This is a genomic window from Gemmatirosa kalamazoonensis, assembly GCF_000522985.1.
Classification (GTDB): Bacteria; Gemmatimonadota; Gemmatimonadetes; order Gemmatimonadales; family Gemmatimonadaceae; genus Gemmatirosa; species Gemmatirosa kalamazoonensis.
Map to the genome: position 1 here is coordinate 902,269 of NZ_CP007128.1, position 20,597 is coordinate 922,865.

At 74.9% G+C, this 20,597-nt stretch carries 18 protein-coding genes; 8 read left to right on the plus strand and 10 right to left on the minus strand.

The annotated features are described in order from the left end of the window. Positions 1 to 99: 99 nt before the first annotated feature. A complete protein-coding gene (locus J421_RS03945; RefSeq protein WP_025409872.1) occupies positions 100 to 3,000 on the plus strand; it encodes a gamma-glutamyltransferase in 2,901 nt (966 codons plus the stop codon). A 148-nt stretch (positions 3,001 to 3,148) separates the two neighbouring features. Here J421_RS03945 and J421_RS03950 read toward each other — a convergent pair whose 3' ends face one another. The 6 genes from J421_RS03950 to J421_RS03975 form a co-directional block, all read right to left on the minus strand. After that, positions 3,149 to 3,562: a GxxExxY protein gene (locus tag J421_RS03950; RefSeq protein WP_312845231.1), complete on the minus strand. Its 414-nt coding sequence runs from the start codon at positions 3,560 to 3,562 to the stop codon at positions 3,149 to 3,151. 211 nt (positions 3,563 to 3,773) lie between these two features. Beyond that, positions 3,774 to 5,846, minus strand: a complete 2,073-nt coding sequence (locus J421_RS03955) for a PKD domain-containing protein (protein ID WP_104022224.1) — start codon at positions 5,844 to 5,846, stop codon at positions 3,774 to 3,776. Positions 5,847 to 5,886: 40 nt separating this feature from the next. After that, complete coding sequence (locus J421_RS34280; protein WP_104022225.1) at positions 5,887 to 6,411, minus strand: methylated-DNA--[protein]-cysteine S-methyltransferase; 525 nt, start codon at positions 6,409 to 6,411, stop codon at positions 5,887 to 5,889. 2 nt (positions 6,412 to 6,413) lie between these two features. Continuing rightward, positions 6,414 to 7,550, minus strand: a complete 1,137-nt coding sequence (locus tag J421_RS03965; RefSeq protein WP_025409875.1) for a glycosyltransferase family 4 protein — start codon at positions 7,548 to 7,550, stop codon at positions 6,414 to 6,416. Between the two features lie 138 nt (positions 7,551 to 7,688). Next, positions 7,689 to 8,927, minus strand: coding sequence for an aminotransferase class I/II-fold pyridoxal phosphate-dependent enzyme (locus tag J421_RS03970; protein WP_104022226.1), 1,239 nt, complete (start codon positions 8,925 to 8,927; stop codon positions 7,689 to 7,691). Beyond that, on the minus strand, positions 8,924 to 10,093 hold the full coding sequence (locus J421_RS03975) for a GNAT family N-acetyltransferase (protein WP_025409877.1): 1,170 nt from the start codon (positions 10,091 to 10,093) through the stop codon (positions 8,924 to 8,926). Before J421_RS03975 ends, J421_RS03970 begins: the two co-directional genes overlap by 4 nt. 85 nt (positions 10,094 to 10,178) lie before the next feature. On the opposite strand from J421_RS03975, the gene J421_RS03980 reads away from it, so the two are divergent. Next, on the plus strand, positions 10,179 to 11,135 hold the full coding sequence (locus tag J421_RS03980) for a phosphatase PAP2 family protein (RefSeq protein WP_158508649.1): 957 nt from the start codon (positions 10,179 to 10,181) through the stop codon (positions 11,133 to 11,135). Between the two features lie 20 nt (positions 11,136 to 11,155). On the opposite strand, the gene J421_RS03985 is transcribed toward J421_RS03980, so the two are convergent. Both J421_RS03985 and J421_RS03990 read right to left on the minus strand, forming a co-directional pair. Continuing rightward, positions 11,156 to 11,638: a hypothetical protein gene (locus tag J421_RS03985; protein ID WP_104022229.1), complete on the minus strand. Its 483-nt coding sequence runs from the start codon at positions 11,636 to 11,638 to the stop codon at positions 11,156 to 11,158. 31 nt (positions 11,639 to 11,669) lie between these two features. Next, positions 11,670 to 12,587: an alpha/beta hydrolase gene (locus J421_RS03990; protein WP_201773093.1), complete on the minus strand. Its 918-nt coding sequence runs from the start codon at positions 12,585 to 12,587 to the stop codon at positions 11,670 to 11,672. A 33-nt stretch (positions 12,588 to 12,620) separates the two neighbouring features. Here J421_RS03990 and J421_RS03995 point away from each other — a divergent pair, with 33 nt between their 5' ends. Beyond that, positions 12,621 to 13,037, plus strand: coding sequence for a hypothetical protein (locus tag J421_RS03995; RefSeq protein ID WP_025409879.1), 417 nt, complete (start codon positions 12,621 to 12,623; stop codon positions 13,035 to 13,037). Between the two features lie 35 nt (positions 13,038 to 13,072). Further along, positions 13,073 to 13,705 (plus strand): FMN-binding negative transcriptional regulator, encoded by a 633-nt coding sequence (locus J421_RS04000; RefSeq protein ID WP_025409880.1) that lies wholly within the window; start codon positions 13,073 to 13,075, stop codon positions 13,703 to 13,705. A 30-nt stretch (positions 13,706 to 13,735) separates the two neighbouring features. Here the strand turns inward: J421_RS04000 and J421_RS04005 are convergent, their stop codons facing one another. After that, on the minus strand, positions 13,736 to 14,317 hold the full coding sequence (locus J421_RS04005) for an RNA polymerase sigma-70 factor (RefSeq protein ID WP_025409881.1): 582 nt from the start codon (positions 14,315 to 14,317) through the stop codon (positions 13,736 to 13,738). 121 nt (positions 14,318 to 14,438) lie between these two features. Here J421_RS04005 and J421_RS04010 point away from each other — a divergent pair, with 121 nt between their 5' ends. The 3 genes from J421_RS04010 to J421_RS04020 are packed head-to-tail and all read left to right on the plus strand — an operon-like array spanning position 14,439 to position 18,090. Continuing rightward, positions 14,439 to 15,509 (plus strand): FecR domain-containing protein, encoded by a 1,071-nt coding sequence (locus J421_RS04010; protein WP_025409882.1) that lies wholly within the window; start codon positions 14,439 to 14,441, stop codon positions 15,507 to 15,509. Then, a complete protein-coding gene (locus tag J421_RS04015; protein ID WP_025409883.1) occupies positions 15,506 to 16,828 on the plus strand; it encodes a TonB-dependent receptor plug domain-containing protein in 1,323 nt (440 codons plus the stop codon). The genes J421_RS04010 and J421_RS04015 overlap by 4 nt, the downstream gene beginning before the upstream one ends. Then, complete coding sequence (locus J421_RS04020) at positions 16,810 to 18,090, plus strand: TonB-dependent receptor domain-containing protein (RefSeq protein WP_025409884.1); 1,281 nt, start codon at positions 16,810 to 16,812, stop codon at positions 18,088 to 18,090. Before J421_RS04015 ends, J421_RS04020 begins: the two co-directional genes overlap by 19 nt. Positions 18,091 to 18,517: 427 nt before the next feature. Here the strand turns inward: J421_RS04020 and J421_RS04025 are convergent, their stop codons facing one another. After that, positions 18,518 to 19,426, minus strand: coding sequence for an ornithine cyclodeaminase family protein (locus J421_RS04025; protein WP_104022233.1), 909 nt, complete (start codon positions 19,424 to 19,426; stop codon positions 18,518 to 18,520). A gap of 159 nt (positions 19,427 to 19,585) precedes the next feature. Here J421_RS04025 and J421_RS04030 point away from each other — a divergent pair, with 159 nt between their 5' ends. Beyond that, on the plus strand, positions 19,586 to 20,596 hold the full coding sequence (locus J421_RS04030) for a hypothetical protein (RefSeq protein ID WP_025409886.1): 1,011 nt from the start codon (positions 19,586 to 19,588) through the stop codon (positions 20,594 to 20,596). Position 20,597 lies beyond the last annotated feature (1 nt).

Genomic DNA, 20,597 nt, shown 5'->3' on the forward strand with positions numbered 1-20,597 from the left:
GATACCGCGTGCTTTCGGAGCCTGCAACGCCGCTTGCCCTCCCCTGCGCACCTCCGCCAATTCCGACCGCGCCACCGCCTTCACTCGCACCGCTCTGTGATGCACTCGCTCGCCGTTCTCGCCGCCCTCGCCCTGCAACCCACGCTTCCCGGCACCGCCCGCACCCCCGCCTACGCGCCCGACGGCCGGCTCGCGATCGCCGTCGACGGCGACCTGTGGGTGAGCGCCGCGCCGGTGACGACGGCGCCTAACGCGGTGCGCTGGATCCGCGTCACGTCGGGCGCCGCGTGGGACCGCGAGCCGGCATGGACGCGCGACGGCGCGGCGCTCGTCTTCGCGTCCGACCGCGCCGGCGGATTCGATCTGTGGCGCGTGCGCGTGGGCGCCGACGGCGCGGCGGGCGCGCCGGAGCGGCTCACGACGGCGCCGGAGCCGGAGGGCGAGCCGAGCGTGGCGCCGGACGGGCGCGTCGCGTTCGTGCGCGGCCAGGGCGCCGCGGCGCGGCTCTGGATCCGGCTGCCTAACGGCGAGGAGCGGCGCCTCGGGCGCGGCGACGCGCCGGAGCGGTGGCCGGCGTTCTCTCCCGACGGCGCGCGGCTCGTGTCGATCGCGCCCGACGAGCGTGGCGCACGGATCCGCGTGCGTCGTCTCGCCGGCGGCGACAGCGTGCTCTCCGACAGCACGGTGCTGACCGGCCAGCCGGCCGAGCGCCCGGCGTGGGCACCGGCGGGGGACCGGCTCGCGTTCGCCGGCGTGTCGGGCGGCACGCGCGGCGTGTTCGTGACGCCGCTCGACGGCCGCTACGTGAACCTCGTGAGCGCGCGCCGCGCCGCGCCCGCGTGGTCGCCCGACGGCCGCACGATCGCGCTCGCGCCGTTAGGCGACGACGCGCCGGGCTACAACGGCGACCCGGATCGGCTGCGCGACCCCGCACGCGACGTCGGCGAGCGGCTGCGCGACGCGCGCGACACCGCGGGGCTGTGGACCATCGACGCGCCGGCCGCGGTGGACGCCTCGCTCGCCCCGCGCGCGATCGCGCTCGACCGGCCGCGCGCGGAGCGCAACGCGGAGGCGTTCGACCGCGCGTGGACGCGCACGGCCGCGCTCTACTTCGCGGGCGACTCGGCGCGCGACCGACGCCGCGCGTGGGAGGCGGTGCGCGACCGGCTGCGCCCCGCGGCGCTCGCCGCGGCGAGCGACTCCACGCTGGAGGACGTGATCCACCGCGCGATGCTGGAGCGGCCCCCGCTCCGCGCGAGCGCGACGGGGCGTGCCGCGGTGTCGAGCGCGCATCCGGTGGCGACGGCGGCCGGGCTGGAGATCCTGCGGCGCGGCGGCAACGTCGTCGACGCGGCCGTCGCGGTGTCGTTCGCGTTAGGCGTCGTGGAGCCGGACGCGAGCGGCGTCGGCGGCTACGGCGAGATGCTCGTCCGGCAGCGCGGGATGGCGCGACCGGCGCTCGTCGAGTTCATGGGACGCGTGCCCGAGGAGGCGACGCTCGACGACGGCGCGCTGCTCGTGAACGGCCGCTATCCGGACGACGGCCCCGTGCTGCCCGTGGTGCCGGGCACCGTCGCGGGGATGCACACCGCGTGGAAGCGGTTCGGCAGCGGCAAGATCCCGTGGGCCGAGCTGCTCGCGCCGGCGATCCGCGCCGCGCGCGGCGGCTACGCCGTGAGCGAGGGCCTCGCGACGACGCTCGCCACCGAGCGCGCGCACTTCATGAAATACGCCGGCAGCCGCGCGCTGTTCTTTCGCGAGGGTCGTCCGTTGGGCGTCGGCGACACGGTGCGCAACCCCGACCTCGCGTGGGTGCTCGAGCAGATCGCGGCGCGCGGCGCGGACGGCTTCTATCGCGGCGAGGTGGCGCGCCGGCTCGTGCAGGACCTGCGCGGCCAGGGGAACGCGATGCGCCTGACGGACCTCGCGCGCTACTACGCGGCGGAGCGCGAGCCGGTGGGCGGCACGTACCGCGGCCTGACGGTGTGGTCGAGCGCACCGCCGGTGTCCGGGGGCGCGTCGCTCGTCTCGCAGCTCCAGATCCTCGAGCAGCTCGCGCCGACGCCGCGCCCGTACCCCGACGACGCCGCGACGCTGCACGCGATGCTCGCCGCGTGGCAGCTCGTGCCGAGCACGCGCGGGCGCATCGCCGACCCCGGGCTGTGGCCGGTGGACGTGACGCCGTTCACGAGCCGCGACACGGCGCGGGCGCGCGCGCGCTGCTTCGATCCGTCGCGCGCGGTGACGCTGCCGTGCGAGCCCGCGAAGACGACAATTGAACCGCAGAGGACGCAGAGGACGCAGAGGAGAACCAATTCGATGGTTTCCTCTGCGTCCTCTGCGTCCTCTGCGGTCGATGCCGTTGCCGAGTCACCGTGCGGCCCGGAGCACGCGCGCGAGGTCACCGCCTGCCACTCTGCCGGCACGACCGCGTTCACCGTGGCCGACGCAGAGGGCAACGTCGTCGCGGTGACGCAGACGTTAGGCACGTGGGGCGGCAACTTCTACGTCTCGCCGGGGCTCGGCTTCCTGTACAACGACAAGCTCACGTCGTACGGCACCGACCCGGCGGAGTACGGCGCACGCCTGCCGAACGCGCGGCACGGCTCGACGCTCGCGCCGACGATCGTGCTCGACGGCGCGGGGCCCGACGCGCGCCCGGTGCTCGCGGTCGGCGCGGCGGGCAACGCGTGGATCGGATCGGCGGTGTACCAGACGCTCGTCGGCGCGGTGGACGGAAAGCTCGACGCGCAGCGCGCGCTCGAGCTGCCGCGCTTCCTGCCGAGCGGGCGCGGGCCGGACGGGCCGGCCGTGCAGCTCGAGGACGGCTTCGCCCCCGCCGCGATGCGCCGGCTGCAGGCGTTAGGCTACCGGCTGCAGTTCGTGTCGCTCCCCGGCGAGCTGCGCGAGGGCTACGGCGCGGCGATCACGTTCGGGCGCGGCACGGTGACGGCGGGGGCCGACCCGCGGCGCGCGGGGGCGGCGGGCGCCGTGCGGTGAGTCGACAGGATGGACAGGAGCCCAGGGCTCTTTGTCGGACAGGATGACAGGACGGAGAGGAGAACCAACAAGCGCGCTGCTCTTGGTGTTGGGTTCTTCTCCTGTCCGTCCTGTTATCATCCTGTCTGCCTTTTGTTAGGCTCGTCTCTCATCCTGTCGACGCGCGCTTCCGGTACTCGCGCCATTTCCGCCGGAACTCGAGCCGCGGCGCACCGAAGTTGAGCAGAAGCCCGGTGTCGAGGCCGGCCGCGGTGAGGTAATTGACGGTCTGGACCTCGTGCGACGGGGCGAGCGCGCGCACGGCTTTGGCCTCGACCAGCAGACGCTCGTCGACGAGGATGTCGGCGTTGAAGGCGCCGATCATGACGCCGCGGTAGCGTACCTCGAGCGGCTTCTCACGCTCCACGCTCATGCCGGCGAGACGCAGCTCGTACGTGAGCGCGTTCTTGTATACCGACTCGAGAAAACCGGGCCCCAGTGCCCGGTGGACGGTCATCGCGCAACCGATGATCACACGCGTCTGCGCCTCGTGCTCCATGATCGCAGGACAGGAGGAGACCATCTCAGCCAGGGACAGTCTCGATTCTCGCCACGTCCATGGTCACAGACGCGTCCTTTTCATTGCATGCGGGGCGATTCCGTTGCAGTGACAGGATGACATGACGGACAGGATGAACACCAACAACAACTGCTTCGTTGTTGGTGTTCATCCTGTCCGTCGTGTCATCCTGTCCAACAAGGAGCCGCGGATCCTGTCGATCCCGTCCGCGCCCTCACCGCAGCGTGAACTTCCCCGTCACCGTCGTCGCGATGTTCGACGTGTTGAGCACCGTGAGCCGGAACTGCTTCGTCCCCGCGGTCGAGTAGCTCCGCGTCACGCGTCCGCCGGTCTGCAGCGACCCGTCGAGGAAGTCCCACGTATACGACGCGATCCCGATGTCGTCGCGCGACGCGGACGCGTCGAACGTGCAGGTGCGGCCGGTGCACGTGACGCGCGCCGTCGCCGTCGGCGGGCGCGGCGTCGTGGCGGCGGAGATCTGCACCTGCGACGACTGTCCCACGTCGTCGGTGACGGTGAGCGTGGCGGCGTACGTGCCGGCGGTGCGGTAGGCGTGCGACGTCGCAGTGCCCGCGCTGGCGCTGCCGTCGCCGTAGGTCCACGCGTAGCGCGTCACCTTCCCGTCGTCGGTGCTGCGCGACGCATCGAACCGGCACGTCCAGCCGGTGCACGTCACCGTCGCGCGCGCGGTCGGCGCACCGTCGGTCACGCGTACGGTGTCCTGGCGCGAGGCGGTGAGGCCGCGCGCGTTCGTCACCGTCAGGCGCGCGATGTAGGTGCCGTCCACCTGGTACTTGTGCGTCGTCGTCGCCGTCGAGCCCGTCCCCGTCTCGCCGTACGTCCACGCCCATTTCGCGATGCGCTCCGCGTCGGTCGATGCGCGGCCGTCGAACGTGCACGAGCGCCGCGCGCAGGTGATCGACGCGCGCGCCGTCGGCGGCGAGACGAACGTGCCCGGGGTGCCGCCCGCCGTGCCGGGGTTCGGCGCGCTCCCGCTGGCGGGGAGATAGAGCAGCCGGTTGTTCGTCACGTTCGCGCCGCGGATCGCGCCGGACGTCGCGCCCGCGCCGAGTGCCGCGCTCACCTGCGCCGGCGTCGCCGCGGGGAACTGCGCGAGGTACAGCGTGGCCACGCCGGCGGCGTACGGCGAGGCGGCCGACGTCCCGCTCCACGGCGCGTAGGCGTGGTCGCCCGACGCGTCGGCGCCGTCGACGTTCGCGCCCGGCGCCCACAGATCCACGCAGCTGCCCCAGTTCGAGAAGCTCGCGCGATTGTCGGACACGTCGGTCGCGCCGACGGTGATCGCGGTCGGCTCGCCGGCGGGGCTGAAGCCGCACGCGTTCGCGTCGCTGTTGCCCGCCGCGACGACGACGGCGATGCCCGCCTGCGTCGCCTGCGCGACCGCCTGGTTCACCGGCACGCACACGCCGGTGATGCCTAACGACATGTTGATCACCGCCGGACCCGGGTGCCGGCGCACCTGATCGATCACCCAGTCGATCGCCTGCACGATGCCGACCGACGATCCGCTCCCCGCGCAGTCCAGCACGCGCACGGCGACGATGTCGGCCTGGCGCGCGGTGCCCATCGTCGCGCCGGCGGCGTCGGAGGCGACCTTGGTGCCGTGCCCGTTGCAGTCGCCGCTCGTCGTGCCGCCGTCGATGTAGTCCGGCCCGTACGTCACGCGTCCCGCGTACTCGGCGTGCGACGCGCGGACGCCGGTGTCGACGACGTAGATCGTGACGCCGTCGCCGTCGCCGGTGAACGTCGCCGCGCCGTCGAGCGGCAGCGCGCGCTGCGTGATGCGGTCGAGCGCCCACGGGGGCGCGGAGAGGCCGAGCAGCGCGGTGTGCTGACCGAACACGCCTCGTCCCACCGGCGCGGTCCACGCCGCGACGTCGTCCAGCGTCACCGTGCGCGGCGGCTCCGAGTACGCCACGCGCGCGTCGCCCGCCACCGCCGCGGCCTCCGTCGGCGTGAGCGGTGCGACGAAGCCACGCGACGCGAGCAGCGGCTCGATCGAGTCGGCCCGCGCGCCGGCGTCGGGGGCATGGTCGGCGAGCAGCGCGCGCGCGACCGCGAGCACCGGCTCGGTGCCCTCCTCGTCGAGCATGACGAGCGTGCGAGCGGCGGCCTCCGGCGCCGGCGGCGTCGGGTCAGCGACCGCGGGAAGGAGCTCGACGGGCATCTCGACGGCGCTGCCGCCGCCCGAGGCCGGGCCAAGCGTCGTGTCGGTGCACGCCACGGCCGCGGCGAGGACGAGGAGCAGAGAACGACGCAGGCGCATGCCGGGAGGTATCGGCTGCGGGCCGCGTGGACTTGAACCGTCAGAGCAACAGCGCCCCTTCGTGCGCGAGCAGCCACTGCTTGCGCGCGATGCCGCCGCCGAAGCCGGTGAGCGACCCGTCGGTGCCGATCACGCGGTGGCACGGTACGACGATCGGCAGCGGGTTGCGGCCGTTCGCCGCGCCCACGGCGCGCGTCGCCCGCACGTCGCCGACGCGGCGCGCGAGGTCGAGGTAGCTGATCGTCCGCCCGTACGGGATGTCGCGGAGCGCCATCCACACGCGGCGCTGGAACGGCGTGCCACGCGGCGCGAGCGGGAGTTCGAACGTCGTGCGTGCGCCGGCGAAGTACTCGGCGAGCTGCACGCGCGCGGCGTCGAGCGTGCGCGACGCGGCGTCGTGCCCGAGCGCGGGCGCGGCGAGATCCGATGGCGGCGCGCCGTGGCGGTTCTCCTCGAACCACACGCCGACGAGCCCCGCGTCGTCGGCGGTGAGGAGCAGCCGCCCGACCGGGCTGTCGACGGCGAGCGCGCGCGTCGCGCCGGATGGCGCCGCGACGTCGGACATGCCTAACGCGCCGCGGCGCGTCGCGGCGCGACGCGCTTCGCTGCCCCGCGATCGCTCACCGACGCGTACACCGCCTCGTGCCGCGCGACGACGGCGCTCCAGTCGTACGCGGCGACGGGCTCGGCCCGCGAGCGCGCGGCGAGCGCCGCGAGGCGGAGCGGGTCGCGGCCCAGCGCGATGAGACGGTCGACCGTCTCGTCGTCCGACGCGACGAGGTAGCCGTGCGCACCATCGCGCACGAAGTCGCCGACGCCCGTGCCGCGGCGGGCGAGCACGGGCAGCCCCGCGGCGCGCGCCTCGAGCGCGGCGATGCCGAACGACTCGTCCACCGTCGGCAGCACGAACGCGTCCGAGGCGTGGTACAGCTCGCGCAGCGCGGGACGCGAGAGCCACCCCGGCAGCCGCACGACGTCGCCGAGCCCGAGCCGCGCGACGAGGCGCTCGAGCGCCGGGCGCGCCGAGCCCTCGCCGGCGAGCGTGAGGCGGAGCCGCACGTCGGGGAGTGCGCGGCTGACCGCCGCGACGGCGCGGAGCAGCGCGGCCGGCCGCTTCTTGCGCGTCAGGCGCATGGCGCACGCGAGGCGCAGCGCACCCGCGCGCCCGTCGGCCACCGTACCGGCGCGCCACCACGCGAGGTCGACCGCGTTGGGCAGCACGCCCACCGGCGCGCCCGGCGCGACGCGACGCGCCTGGCCGGCGACGATCTCGCTCACGCCGGTGACGGCGAGCGGCCAGCGGGCGGCGCCTAACGCTCGGTACGCGGCGCCGAGGTAGTGGGCCGACGTGCGCAGCACCGAGTGGAACGTGAGCACCGCGGGCACGCCGCGGCGCCGCGCCGCCCACATCGCCGCCCACGCCGCGGGCGAGAACACGCTCGCGTGGCAGTGCGCCACGTCGTAGCGCCCCGCGTCGAGCGCGCGCCCGAGCGCGCCGACCAGCCGCGGGTCGATCGTCACGCCGGTCCCGGGCAGCAGCGGCAGCGCGAGCCGCCGCACGCCCAGATCCATGGGCCCCGGCGTCGGCGTGAGGACGTCCACCGCGTGGCCCGCGCCGCGCAGGCGCGCGGCGAGGTCGGCGAGGTGCAGCTCGATCCCGCCGCGGCGCGGCAGGTACATGTCGGAGACGAGCGCGATGCGCACCGCTGGTCCGTTAGGCGGCGCCGATGCGTCGGCGCTGATACGGCGGCGCCGATACGGCGGCGCTGAGCGCGCGCGGGATCAGGGCCGCCGCTTCAGAGCCGCCGCACCAGCGCCGACGCATCGACACCGCCGCACCGGTCAGGCCGGAACGCGCTTGACGGCCTCGGCGAACGCCTCGACGACGCGGTCGATCTGCTCGAACGTGTGCTCGGCGGTCATCGACAGCCGGATCTTGCACTCGTTCGGCGGCACGGCGGGGGGCACCACCGGGTGCACGAACACGCCGGCGTCGAACAGGAAGCGCCAGATCTTCAGCGTGCGCGGCAGCGCGCCGACGACCACCGGGATGATCGGCGTCTCGCCCGGGCCCGCGTCGAGCCCCGCCGCGCGGAGCCCCTCCGACATGCGGCGCGTGTTCGCCCACAGCCGCGTGCGGCGCTCCGGCTCCTTCGCCATGATGTCGAGCGCGGCGAGGGTGCCCGCGACCGACGCGGGCGGCATGCTCGCGGTGAAGATCAGCGCGCGCGCGTGGTGCCGCAGATAGTGCAGCGCGTCCTCCGGCCCCGCGACGACGCCGCCGACCGAGGCGAGCGACTTCGAGAACGTGGCCATCACCATGTCGACCTGGTCGTCGAGGCCGAAGTGGCGCGCCGTGCCCGAGCCGTCCTCGCCGAGGACGCCTAACGCGTGCGCGTCGTCGACGAGGAGCGCGGCGCCGTGGCGGCGCGTCACCTCGCAGAGCCCCGGCAGGTCGGCGATCGTGCCCTCCATCGAGAACACGCCGTCGGTGACGACGAGCTTCCCCGCCTCCTCCGGCGCCGCGGCGAGCTGCCGCTCGAGCTGCGCGATGTCGTTGTGCGCGTAGCGGTGCACCTCGCCTAACGCGAGCCGCGCGCCGTCCACGATGCACGCGTGATCGAGCTTGTCGAGGAACGCGTGGTCACCGCGGCCGACGAGCGTCGCGATGACGCCGAGGCTCACCTGGAAGCCGGTCGTGAAGACGAGCGCCGCCTCCTTGCGGAACAGCTTCGCGAGCCGGTGCTCGAGCTCTCCGTGCAGGTCGAGCGTGCCGTTCAGCAGCCGGCTGCCGGTGGAGCCCGAGCCGTACTTGTGCAGCGCCCGCTCGCACGCCGCGAGCACCTCCGGGTGGTGCGTCAGCCCGAGGTAGTTGTTCGACCCGAGCATGACCTTCCACTGCCCCCCGATGCGCACCTCGGAGGTCGTCGACTCCTCGATCGGGGCGTAGTACGGGTAGACGCCGGCCGCCTGCACCTCGCGCGCGGCGGTGTACGACGCCGCCTTGTCGAACAGCGTCTTGCGCGGTGCGGCCGTCGGGGGCCCGTACGAGTCGTCGACGAGCTTGTGCGCGAGGGTCATGCGTTGCCTCCAGAAACCGGTGCGTCGGGTGCGCCCAACGGTCGCTCGTAGATCCGCCAGCGGCGATAGGGCCGCGCGCCGATCGATTCGAGCGGACGGGACATCAGGATGTTGTCCTCGAGCACCCACGACGCCTCACCACCCGTCATCCCGTACTTCTTCCCGCGTCGCATGAACTCGTCGAGGAACAGCGCGAAGATGCCGCGCGTGCGATGCTCCTTCTTCACGCCGAGCACGATGATGCGCGCGGTGTGCAGTCGCTTCGCCCCCGTGAGCAGCTTGAAGATCCCCGTCGGGAAGAGCCGCCCGCTCGGGATGCGCTTGAAGATCTCGTTGTAGTCGGGGACCGCGATCGCGATCCCCGCCGGCTCGCCGTCCACCTCCGCGGCGAACGCGAAGTGGGGATCGACGATCTGCTTCAGGTCCCTGCCGAGGTGGTCGAACTCCGGCTTCGACATCGGGACGAAGCCCCAGTTCTCCTCCCACGCCGAATTGTAGACGTCCCAGCAGACCTTGATGTCGCGCGCGAACTGCTTCGGCTCGAGGTCGCGGAAGACGACGTTCGTCTTCTCGCGCGCCCGCTCGGCATGGCGGGCGTAGCCCTCGGGGAGCTTGTAGTCCAGCTCCGTCGCCGGGAACCACCAGCCGAGCAGCTCCTTCACCCCTTTGAAGCCGGCGCGCTTCAGCAGGCAGTCGTAGTACGGCGGGTTCCAGATCGTCATGAGCATCGGGTGATGCTCGTAGCCGCCGACGAGGACCCCGCACTCGTAGTTGATCGACGGGTTGAACGGCCCGCGCATCGACGTCAGCCCCCGCGCGCGGAGCCACTCGGCCGCCCGGTCGAACAGGGCGCTGGCCGCCTCCTGGTCGTCCTTCGCCTCGAAGAACCCGAAGAACCCGGTGCGGTCGCCGTAGTACGCGTTGTGCGCCCGGTTCTCGATCGCGGCGATGCGCCCCACCGGCTTGCCGTCGCGGCGGGCGATGAACAGCGCCCGCGCCCCCTGTCGATAGAAGGGGTGTTTCCGATCGTCCAGCGTGTCACGGACCCCGAGTCGCAGCGGCGGCACCCACTGCGGGTGCTCTTTCGGGTCGTACACGTGCCAGGGAACGTCGATGAAGCGGCGAAGATCGCGCGCCGTCTCGACCGGCACGATCTCGAGAGGCATGAAACTCGGGTGGGGGAAACGTCCCGCGTACATTAGGGGAGAAGGGTGTGTTGGGACAAGCACGCTAACGGATGTAGATTCGGGCATGACCGCGGTCCCCTCCCGCGGCGTCGCGGCCCCCCCTCCCCCACCTCCGGCCGCGGCCCCGCCGTCGCACCCCGCCCGCCGCGCGCACGTCGCGCCGTACCCCCCGACCGCGTGGGATCCCAGCTGGGAGCCGGCGAACGCGCTCGTCGCGGCCTACCTCGCGGTCACCCTGGTGCCGCTCGTGGTCGCCGTGGCGCTCGACCGTACCTCGGCGACCCGGCTCGGGGCGCACGCGACGATGCTGCTGCTGACCGGCTGGGGGGCACGGCCGCGGCACGGGCACTCGCGCATCGCGGCATGGCTGCCCTGGATCCCGCTGCTCCTCGTGCCGGCGCTCTACAACGAGCTGCCGCACGTCGCCGCGGGGTTCGGCACGGCGATGCACGACGCGCGGGTCCTCGGCTGGGAGCACGGCCTGTTCGGCGCGAGCCCGGCGCGCACGTTCAGCGCGGCGGCGCCGTGGCGCTGGCTCAGCGAGACGCTGCACGCGGGCTACCTCTCGTACTACGCGCTGATCTTCGGCCCGCCGCTGCTGCTGTTCGCGCGCGGCCGCCGGCGCGCGTTCGCCGTGTCCGCCTTCACCGTCATGCTCGCGTTCGTGTGCTGCTACGCGGTGTTCGTGTGCTTCCCGGTCCAGGGCCCGTGGTTCGAGTGGCCCGTGCCGACGACGATCCCCGACGGCCCGGTGCGGCGCGCGGTGGAGCGGCTGCTGCGCGCCGGCTCGTCGCGCGGCACCGCGTTCCCGTCGTCGCACGTCGCGGTGTCGCTCGCGCAGACGCTCGCCGTGCTCCGTGCCTCGCGCCCGCTCGGCGCGGCGTGCGCGGTATGCACGCTGGCGCTGGCCTTAGGCGCGGTGTACGGGAGCCTGCACTATGGCGTCGACGTCGTGGCGGGGGCGGGCGTGGGGACGGCCGTCGGGCTTCTCGGGGCCAAGCTGTACGATCGGATCGGGTGATCGAACGACGCCGCGTCGTCTCAGGGCGCCGTCGGCAGCTCCGTGCGCTCCCAGCGCTCCGGCCGGTTCACGCTCCCGAACACGCCGCCCACCGCGCCGCCGATCGCCGCGCCGGTGAGGGTGTAGGGCATCACGCGGCTCGACTCGCCCTCGGCGTGGTCGGGAGTGAACACCGCGCCCGCCACGGCGCCTAGCGCAAGCCCGACGAGCACGGCGCGGCGCACGGCGGGGCCGCGCGGCAGGCGGCCGCGGCTCACCTCGTAGCGGCGCACGAGCGGCCGCGGCACCACCACCGTCTCGCCCGTCCCGGTGCGCACGGAGAGCGCGTCGGCGCTGACGTCGAGGAGCGTGCCGACGACGCGCGGCCGCTCGACGATGGTCGGCGTGGACAACCGCACGAGCGGCCCGCCGGTCGCGCCGGCGGGCGCGGGCGCCTGCTGCGCGGCGAGCGACGACGGCGCCGCGATCACCGCGACGACGAGAGCGAGGAGACGTGTGCGCACGGTCGAAAGATGACGCGTCACACGTCGTGCGTCATGTCCGAGCGGCCGCCAGGTGCTCGCACACGAACGCCGCGGCGCTGCGCAGCGCCGCCGTGGCCTCGGGCACGAAGCCGACGAGCATCTGCCAGCCGTGCGGCACGTCGTCGTAGACCTCAAGGTGACTAACGCCGCCCGCGGCGCGCACCCGCTCGTGCACGCGCCGCGCGTCGTCGAGCAGGAGCTCCGTCGAGCCGACCTGCAGGAGCAGCGGCGGCAGCCCCGCCGGCTCGGCGAACAGCGGCGACGCCTCGGCGTCGATCGGCGACGCGTCGCCGAGGTACGCGCGGGCGAACGCGTCGAGGTTCTCGGGCTCGAACATCGCGTCGCGTCCCGCGTTCGCGCGCACGGAGTCGCCGCTGCCCGTGAGGTCGGTCCACGGCGAGATGCACACGGCGCAGGCGGGCATCGGCACGCCGGCGGCGCGGCACCGGGCGAGGAGCGCGAGCACGAGCCCGCCGCCGGCCGAGTCCCCGGCGAGCGCGATGGCGTGCGGCGGCGTGCCCGCGTCGAGCAGCCATCGGTAGGCCGCCGTCACGTCGTTCACCGCCGCCGGGAAGCGGTGCTCCGGCGCCAGCCGGTAGTCGACGGCGAGCACGCGCCGGCCGGTACGCCGCGCGAGGGCGGCGGTGATCGGCCGGTGGGTGGCCGGCGAGCACGCGACGTAGCCGCCGCCGTGCAGGTACAGCACGACCCCCGGCTCCGCGCGGGGCGGGACGATCCACTCGCCGCGGACGCCCGCGGCGCGCACCCGCTCGCGGCGCAGGCCGGGCGTCGCCATCCACGCCACGGCGGGGGGCGTGCCGAACAGCCGCCGGGCGCGGCGCGCGAGCGCGCGCTCGTCACCCCAGTCGCGGGTGCGGACGAGGAGGCGCACGGCGGCCGACATGCAGCGGGCGCGGAGTGACGGCACGATTCGGTGTCGAGGTAGTATGAGCAACGTAGAATGCCGCGCCGCCTCACGCTCCTCGCCCTCCTCGCCGCCGCCGTCGCCAGCGCGGCGGCCGCCGGCTGCTCGCTCGTCACCGGGCCGCGGACCGAGTCGTTCGTCATCCGCGTGGACTCGCTCACCGGCTACACCGCGTTCCCGGGAGCGCTCGCGGCGGAGCAGCTCGTCTGGGCCCACGTCGGCCCGAACGGGTGCCACCGCTTCGTGCGGTTCGAGGTCGCGCGCGCGGGCGCACGCATGGACGTCACCGCGATCGGCGAGCGGACGACGGGCGCCGGCATCGCCTGCACGCAGGCGATCGTCGCGCTGTACGGCGAGCCGCTGCACGTCGACCCGCCGATCCAGCGCCCGCTCACGATCGTGGTGCATCAGCCGGACGGGACGACGCTCACGCGGGAGCTGTGGGGAGAGTAGGAGCCGGAAACCGCGGAAGCAGGTATCATCCCTCCATGTACGTCCCGCCCGCGTTCGCCGAGGACAGTTCCGAGGTGCTGCTCGACTTCGTCGACGCGCACCCGTTCGGTGTGCTCGTGACCGCGGCGCCGTCGCTGTTCGCGACGCACCTGCCGCTCGTCCTCGACCGCACGCGCGGCCCGCTCGGCACGCTGCGCGGCCACGTCGCCCGCGCGAACCCGCACGCGTCGCTCGGCCCCGACACCGAGGCGCTGGTCATCTTCGCCGGGCCGCACGCGTACGTGACGCCGGAGTGGTACGCGTCGAAGCGGGAGCACGGGCGCGTGGTGCCGACGTGGAACTACGTCGCGGTGCACGCCACCGGCACGCTGCGGCTCGTCGACGACCTGGACGCCGTGCGCCGGCACGTGGCCGAGCTGACGGCGCGGCACGAGGCGTCGCGTGCGCACCCCTGGTCGATCGACGACACGCCGCCGGGCTACGTCGAGAAGCAGGCGCGCGACATCGTCGGCATGGAGCTCGAGATCGCGCGGCTCGAGGGGAAGTGGAAGATGAGCCAGAACCGCCCCGCGGCCGACATCGCCGGCGTGATCGACGGGCTGCGCGCGGAGGGCGAGGCGCGCGTCGCGGCGATCGTCGAGGCGCGCCGGCCGCCGTCGAAGCGTTAGGCCGACGCGTCGGGCCGAACCGTTAGGCGGTCAGAGCGCGTCGCCGTTCGGCATCCACGGCGCGAGCCGCTCGCGCAGCGTGCGGAGCGCCTTGCCCATCTGCGCCTCGACGGCCTTCACGGAGACGCCGAGGAGCTGCGCGATCTCGCCGTACTTGAGCCCCTGCACGCGGCTCATCTCGAACACCTGACGGCAGCGCGTGGGGAGCGCGTCGACCGCCTCGCGGAGCGCGGCCTGGATCTCCGCCTCGGCGACGCGCCCGTCGGCGGTCGGGAAGCGCTCGGACTCGCGCGCGACGAGCGGCGCGGTGCGCTCGACGATGCGGCCGTGGCGGAGGTGGTTCAGCGCCCGGTTGCGCGTCGACTGGAACAGGTACGCCTGCGGCGAGCCGTCGGGGGCGAGGTGCGCGCGGCGGCGCCACAGCTCGAGCATCACGTCCTGCACGAGCTCCTCGGCGATCGCCCGGCTGTGCACCATCGCGTCCGCCATGCGCACCAGCGGCGCGTACCACGTCCGGAAGATCTCGTCGAACGCGGTCGTGTCGTCGCGCCGCAGCCGCTCGAGGAGGCTTCGGTCGTCTTGCTCGGGTGCGGCCGGCGCGGCAGCGGACATGAAGCGCGGTGAGGGCGCGGGATCGCGCCACTGAATGGACGGCGCGACGGGCTCTGATACTCCGCGATCGGGCTCCGGGTTCGGCATAGGGTAGTTCCCCGGATGCGGTGTATATAGGGGCATGCGCGGTCCCACCACCATCGGCGACCACTCGTCTCCCCCCGAGTGGGAGACGCTCGCCCGCTATCTCGCCGGGGAGAGCCCGGACGACGAGGCGGCGCGCGTCCGGGCGTGGCTCGACGCGCATCCCGGGGATGCGGCGCTCCTCCGCACGCTCGACGGCGCGCTCGACCGGCTCGCCGTCGCGTCGGCGATGGAGATCGACGTCGAGGACGCGCTGCGCCAGGTGGCCGAGCGGCGCGACAACCCGGACGTGCTGCCGCTGCGCCCGCGGCCGATGCCCTCGGCGCTCCCGGCGCCCCGCTGGCGCGCGCATGGCCTGCGCGCGGCCGCGGTGCTGCTGGTCGCAGCGACGGGCGCGGTGGTGTGGCGGGCGACGCGGCGCACGGCCGACGGCGCGGCGGGGAGCGCGACGACCTACGCCACGGCCGCCGGCCGCCGCGACTCGGTGCGCCTCCCCGACGGGAGCCGCGTGGTCCTCGCGCCGGGCAGCCGCCTCGTCGTCGCGGCCGGCTACGGCGCGCCGGCGCGCGTCGTGGAGCTCACCGGCGAGGGCTACTTCGACGTGCGGCACGACGACGCGCACACGTTCACCGTGCGCGCGGCCGGTACGGTCATCCGTGACGTCGGCACGACGTTCACCGTGCGCACCGGGGACGGCAACGGCGCGCCGCGCGTGCGCGTGGCGGTGCGCAGCGGCGCGGTGCTGCTCGACGGCGACGACGACGGGGCGGCGCGCGGGGTGGTGCTGCACGAGGGAGACGTCGGCGTCGTGCAGGCCGACGGCAGCACGGTGGCGCGCCAGGGCACGTCGACGGACGACGACGTGGCGTGGACGCAGGGGCGGCTGGTGTTCCGCGAGGCACCGCTCGCCGAGGTGCGCGACGAGCTGCGGCGGTGGTACGGCATCGAGCTGCGGGTCGCCGACCCGGCGATCGCCGGCCGGCACCTCACCGCGTCGTTCGCCGGCGACTCGGCCGACCGAGTGCTGCACGTGCTCGGCCTCGCGTTAGGCGCCCGCGTCGAGCGGCGGGGAGACACGGCGGTCGTGCGGGCGGGGACGCCGCGGTGAGCCGCCGGCGGGCGGCGCTCGCCGGCACGTTCGGCACGCTCGCCCTCGCGGCGGCGCGCCCGGCGACGGCGCGCGCCGCGCCGCCCGACGACCCCAGTTGCTCGGCGTCCGTGTCGCGTGCCCCGCGACGGTGGGCGGCGCCGCTCGACCGCGTGGTGAGGCTCCCGGCGCGGGCGAGCACGCTGCGCGACGCGCTCGCCCGGCTGTCGGAGGCGGCGCGCTTCCGCCTGTCGTACGCGGCCGAGCTGCTGCCGCTCGACCACCGCGTGTGCCCGCCGGCGGACGCGCTGCCGGCTGGCGACGCGCTCGTCGCGCTGCTCGGCGCCACGGCGGTGGAGCCGGTGGTCGTCGCCGACGACCAGGTGGTGCTCGCGCCGGCGGCGCCCGACGCGGCACAGACGGGGCCCGCCGCGTCGGGCCCCGCGCGCCCCGCACGCGCGGTGGGGCATCTCGCGCGCGTGCTCGTGACGGGGAGTCCGGACGCGATCGAGCGCGGGACGCCGACGGCGCGCGACGTCGTCCCCGGCAGCGACGTGGAGACGCGCGGCGGCGATGCGCTCGCGAGCGCGCTCGACGGCGTGCCCGGCGCGTGGCTCTGGTCGCGGTCGCCGACGTCGCTGCTCGCGCACTACGGCAGCCTGCGCGGCGCGAGCTCGTTCGGCGTCAGCGCGCCGAAGGTCTACGTGGACGGGGTCGAGGCGGCGAACCCGCTGCTCGTCGCCGGGCTCGCGCCGGAGACGATCGACCACGTGACGGTGCTGCGCGGGCCGCAGGGCGCGGCGCTCTACGGCGCGGACGCGATCGGCGGCGTCATCGAGGTGACGACGCGTCACGACGGCGTGGCCGAGGACGCGCCGCGCTTCCAGATCCGGAGCGACGTCGGCCCGACGCGGAGCGACTTCGGCGCGGGCGTCATCGGCCAGCGGCACGCGCTGCTGCTGCGCGCCGGGTCGCCGACGCGCTCCGCCGGGCTCTCGGTGTCGCTCGCCTCGCTCGGCGACTTCGTGCCGAACGGGTCGAGCCGGGAGGCGTCGGCACACGGCGACGCGCGGGTCATCGGCCGCTTCGGCGCGATCGCGCTCACCGCGCGGCTGTTCGACAAGTCCGCCGGCGCCTCGCCGAGCCCGCTCCTCGCCGGCCTCGCCGCGACGGCCGGCCCGAGCGCGGGCAGCGCGGCCATGCGCTCGTGGCGCGCTGCCCCGGACGGGCGCGGCGCGTCCGCCGAGTCGCACGAGACGCTCGGGCAGTCGCCGGTGGGGGGGGCGCCCGACTCGCGCTCGACTCGACGGCGCTGCAGTCGGTGCGCGAGTACACGTTAGGCGCGACGGGCACGCTGGCGACGAGCGGGCGGTGGACGCCGCAGGCCGTCGTCGGCCTCGACGGCTACCGGCTGTCGGGCCCCGCCGCGGCGGGCGCGGGCGCGCCGTTCGTGTCGGCCGCCGACTCGGCGCTGCGCGCGGCGCGCGGCGCCGCCGACCGCCTCACGGTCCGCGTGACCGACGTGGGCCGCTTCGGCGACGACGTCGCGGCGGCGACGGTGACGCTGTCGGCCGAGCACAGCGCGCTCCGCGAGGCGACGTGGAGCGATGCCGTGCTGCCTAACGGCTCGCTCGATCCGGTGGCCGAGGCGTGGCGCCAGAGCACGGGCCTCGTCGCGCAGACGAGCGTCGCGTACCACGGCGTGCTGTTCGCCACCGGCGGCGTGCGCTTCGAGCGCGACGCGGGCTACGGCACGTCGAGCACGCTCGCGGCGCTGCCGTCGCTCGGCGTGTCGGTGGTGCGGACGCTCGGCGGCGCGACGCTGAAGCTGCGCTCCGCGTACGGCAAGGCGATCCGCCCGGCGCGCGCGACGTACGGGACGGTCGCGTCGATCCTGCCGCTGGAGGCCGAGACGCAGTCGGGGATCGAGACGGGTGCCGACCTGGCGTGGGGGCGCACGCTGTCGCTGCGCGCAACGCGCTTCGACCAACGGGTGACGAACCTCGTGCAGCCCGTGCTCGCGCTCGGGACGCCGGTGGCCGGCGCGGCGGCCGGGATCCCGACGGCGCGGCGGGCGGTGCTCGTGAACGCGGGCGAGATCGCGAACCGCGGCTGGGAGCTCGACGCGACGGCGCGCGCCGGGCGCCTGTCGTTAGGCGGCACGCTGTCGCTGGTCGACAGCCGCGTCACGCGCGTGGCCGACGGCGCGATGTCGGGCGGCGCGCTGCAGGCGGGTGATCGCATGCTCGACGTGCCGGCGCGCACGGCGACGCTGTCGCTCGGCTGGACGGCGCCGCGGTGGTCGTTCTCGACGGGGCTCGCGCACGCGGCGGACTGGGTGGACTACGATCGGCTGGCGCTGACGCGCGACCTGCTCGCGGGGGTGCTGGTGCAGCCGGTGGTCGGGTCGCGGCTGCGCGCCTATCGGGTGACGTACGACGGGGTGACGCGGCTGCGGGCGAGCGTGTCGCGGGAGCTGCCGCACGGGTTCGGGCTGACGGTGGCGGGGGAGAATCTGCTGGACCGCCAGCGGGGGGAGCCGGACGACGCGACGGTGGTGCCGGGGCGGTCGGTCACGCTCGGGGTGCGGGCGCGGTTCTGACGGGGGGACGAATCACGGCGGGACGCTGCACGGCGGGACGCCGCACGGCGGGACGCTGCACGGCGGGACGCCGCACGGCGGGACGCCGCACGGCGGGACGCCGCACGGCGGGACGCCGCACGGCGGGACGCCGCACGGCGGGACGCCGCACGGCGGGACGCTGAACGGCGGGATGGATACGGCGGGACGATCGACCGCGGGACGGTCGACGGCGGGCGCGGTACCTAGGTCCCAGGGGGGCTCCCCCCCCTTCGCCCAAGGTGCTACGCGCCGCTCGAGCGGCCGTACCAATCCGACGCCGGATGGATCCCTCCGAACGCATCCCGATCCGCCCCGTGTCCATCCCGCCCTTCGACGTCCCGCTGTCGAACGTCCCGCCGTCAGTCGTCCCGCCGTCAGTCGTCCCGCCGTCGGTCGTCCCGCCCTTTTAGTCCCGCCGTTCCGCCGCCAGTACCAGCGCCGCCGCAACGACGTCCTCGACCGCGACCCCGACCGACTTGAACAGCGTCACCTCGTCGCGCCCCGTCCGCCCCGCCCGCTCCCCCGTCAGCACCTCGCCGATCTCCGTCGGCTCCCCGCCCGCCGCGATCACGTCGCCCGACTCGCGCGTCGCGGCCACCCGGGAGTCGACGAACAACCGCGCCGTGCGCACGACGTCGTCGTCGAGCTCACGCCAGTCGGGCCGCGTCGCCCCCACGGCGTTCACGTGCGTCCCCGGCGCGAGCCACGCGCCGCGCAGCACCGGCACCTGCGACGTCGTCGCCACGAGCACCACGTCCGCGCCGCGCACCGCCGCTTCGGGTGATGCCACGGCGCGCACGCCGTCGCCCATCTCGTCGGCGAACGCGGCCGCGCGATGCGGGCTCCACACGCGCACCTCGTCGAGCGGCCGCACGAGACGCAGCGCCTCGAGGTGGCTGCGCGCCTGCACGCCGGCGCCGAGGATGCCTAACACACGCGCGTCGTCGCGCGCGAGCGCGTCGGTGGCGACGGCCGACGCGGCCGCGGTCCGCATCTCCGTGATCAGTCGCCCGTCGAGCACCGCCGCCGGCGCGCCCGTCTCGGGGTGGAACAGCACGATCACCGCGTGGTGCGTCGGGACGCCGCGGTTCTGCGGGTAGAACGTCACGAGCTTCGCGCCTAACGCCTCGCCCGTGTACGCCGGCATCGACCCGAGAAAGCCGGCGTGGTCGGCGACCGGCACCACCGTGCGAATGGGCTGCATCACGCGGCCGGCGGAGAGCGCGGCCAGCGCGTCGCGGATCGCGGGCACGAGCGCGTCCATGCGCAGCATGCGGCGGACGGCGTCCTCGTCGAGCAGGGGGATCGAAGGCATGGCGGGCGATGGAGCGTTCACGAGCGGCGGAGTGCGGCGCGACGGCCGGTATCATACTCGACACGACGGGATCTTGACCGCCTCCGGAGCGGGGCGCAGCGTAGTCCGATCGCGGCCGTCGCCCGCGACCATTGGGTGGACCGCTGCACGGAGGGACGCATGAGCGCGGCTGCCATTCGCGGACTCGCCGCGGTGCTCGGTGCCGCGCTCGGCCTCGGCGGAGCGCGGCTCTACCATCACGGCCAGAGCGCCGTCGATCTCGCGCGCGAGTCGCGCACGATGGAGAAGATCGGGGAGCACGCTCCCCTGCTCCGCGTGGGGGCCGCGCGCGACATCGCCGAGTCGCTCGCGATCGCGTTCGCGCCGACGATCCCCGTGGCGCCCATGCGGCCGGGCGACTCGACGAAGCCTGCCAGGGTACCCCCGCCCGAGCGCCCGCTGTACCGGCGGTGGCCGCTCGACTCGATGCGTGCGGATCTGCTCCGCTCCGCCGCGGCGGCGCGCGACTCGGCGGAACGCGCTGCCGCGGCGTCCGATCTCGCGGGCGCCATCGCGCACACGGTGCCGTCGACGCTGTGGCAGGGGCGCAAGTATCTCGTCAGCGTGTACGTCGCGCGCGGCGACACAGCGATGGACACCGCGCTCGTGCGACGCCAGGAAGCGATGCTGGGGACGCGGCTGTTCACGCGCACGCTGGCGCGGGTGCCGCGGCACATGTTCGTGGACCTCGAGGTCGACAACGGCGACACGACGGCGTTCACGGTCTGGCGCTCGCAGCAGAACGTGACCCGCAACGTCGAGGCGGACTCCTCGCGCCGCCCGGCCCGCGGCGACTACGCCACGTGGGCGTGGTCCATCATGCCGCGCGCGAGCGGCGACCATCAGCTCAACTTCATCATCCGCCGCGTCGACTCGCTCCCGGGCGGCCGCGCCGACACCACGACGTATCCCGAGAAGGTGCCGGTGCACGTGCGCGTGAACCCGCTGTACTACGGCGTGCAGGTCGCCGGGCTGGCCGTCACGCACTGGACGTGGCCCACGGCGGGCGGGCTCGCCGGCGTGTTCCTGACGTGGTCGCAGCAGCGGCGGCGGAAGAACAAGCCAGGGCTCCTCGACCTCCTGCGCCGCGCCGCCGGCGTGGTGGGCACGCCGAAGGGGACGGCGCCGTAGC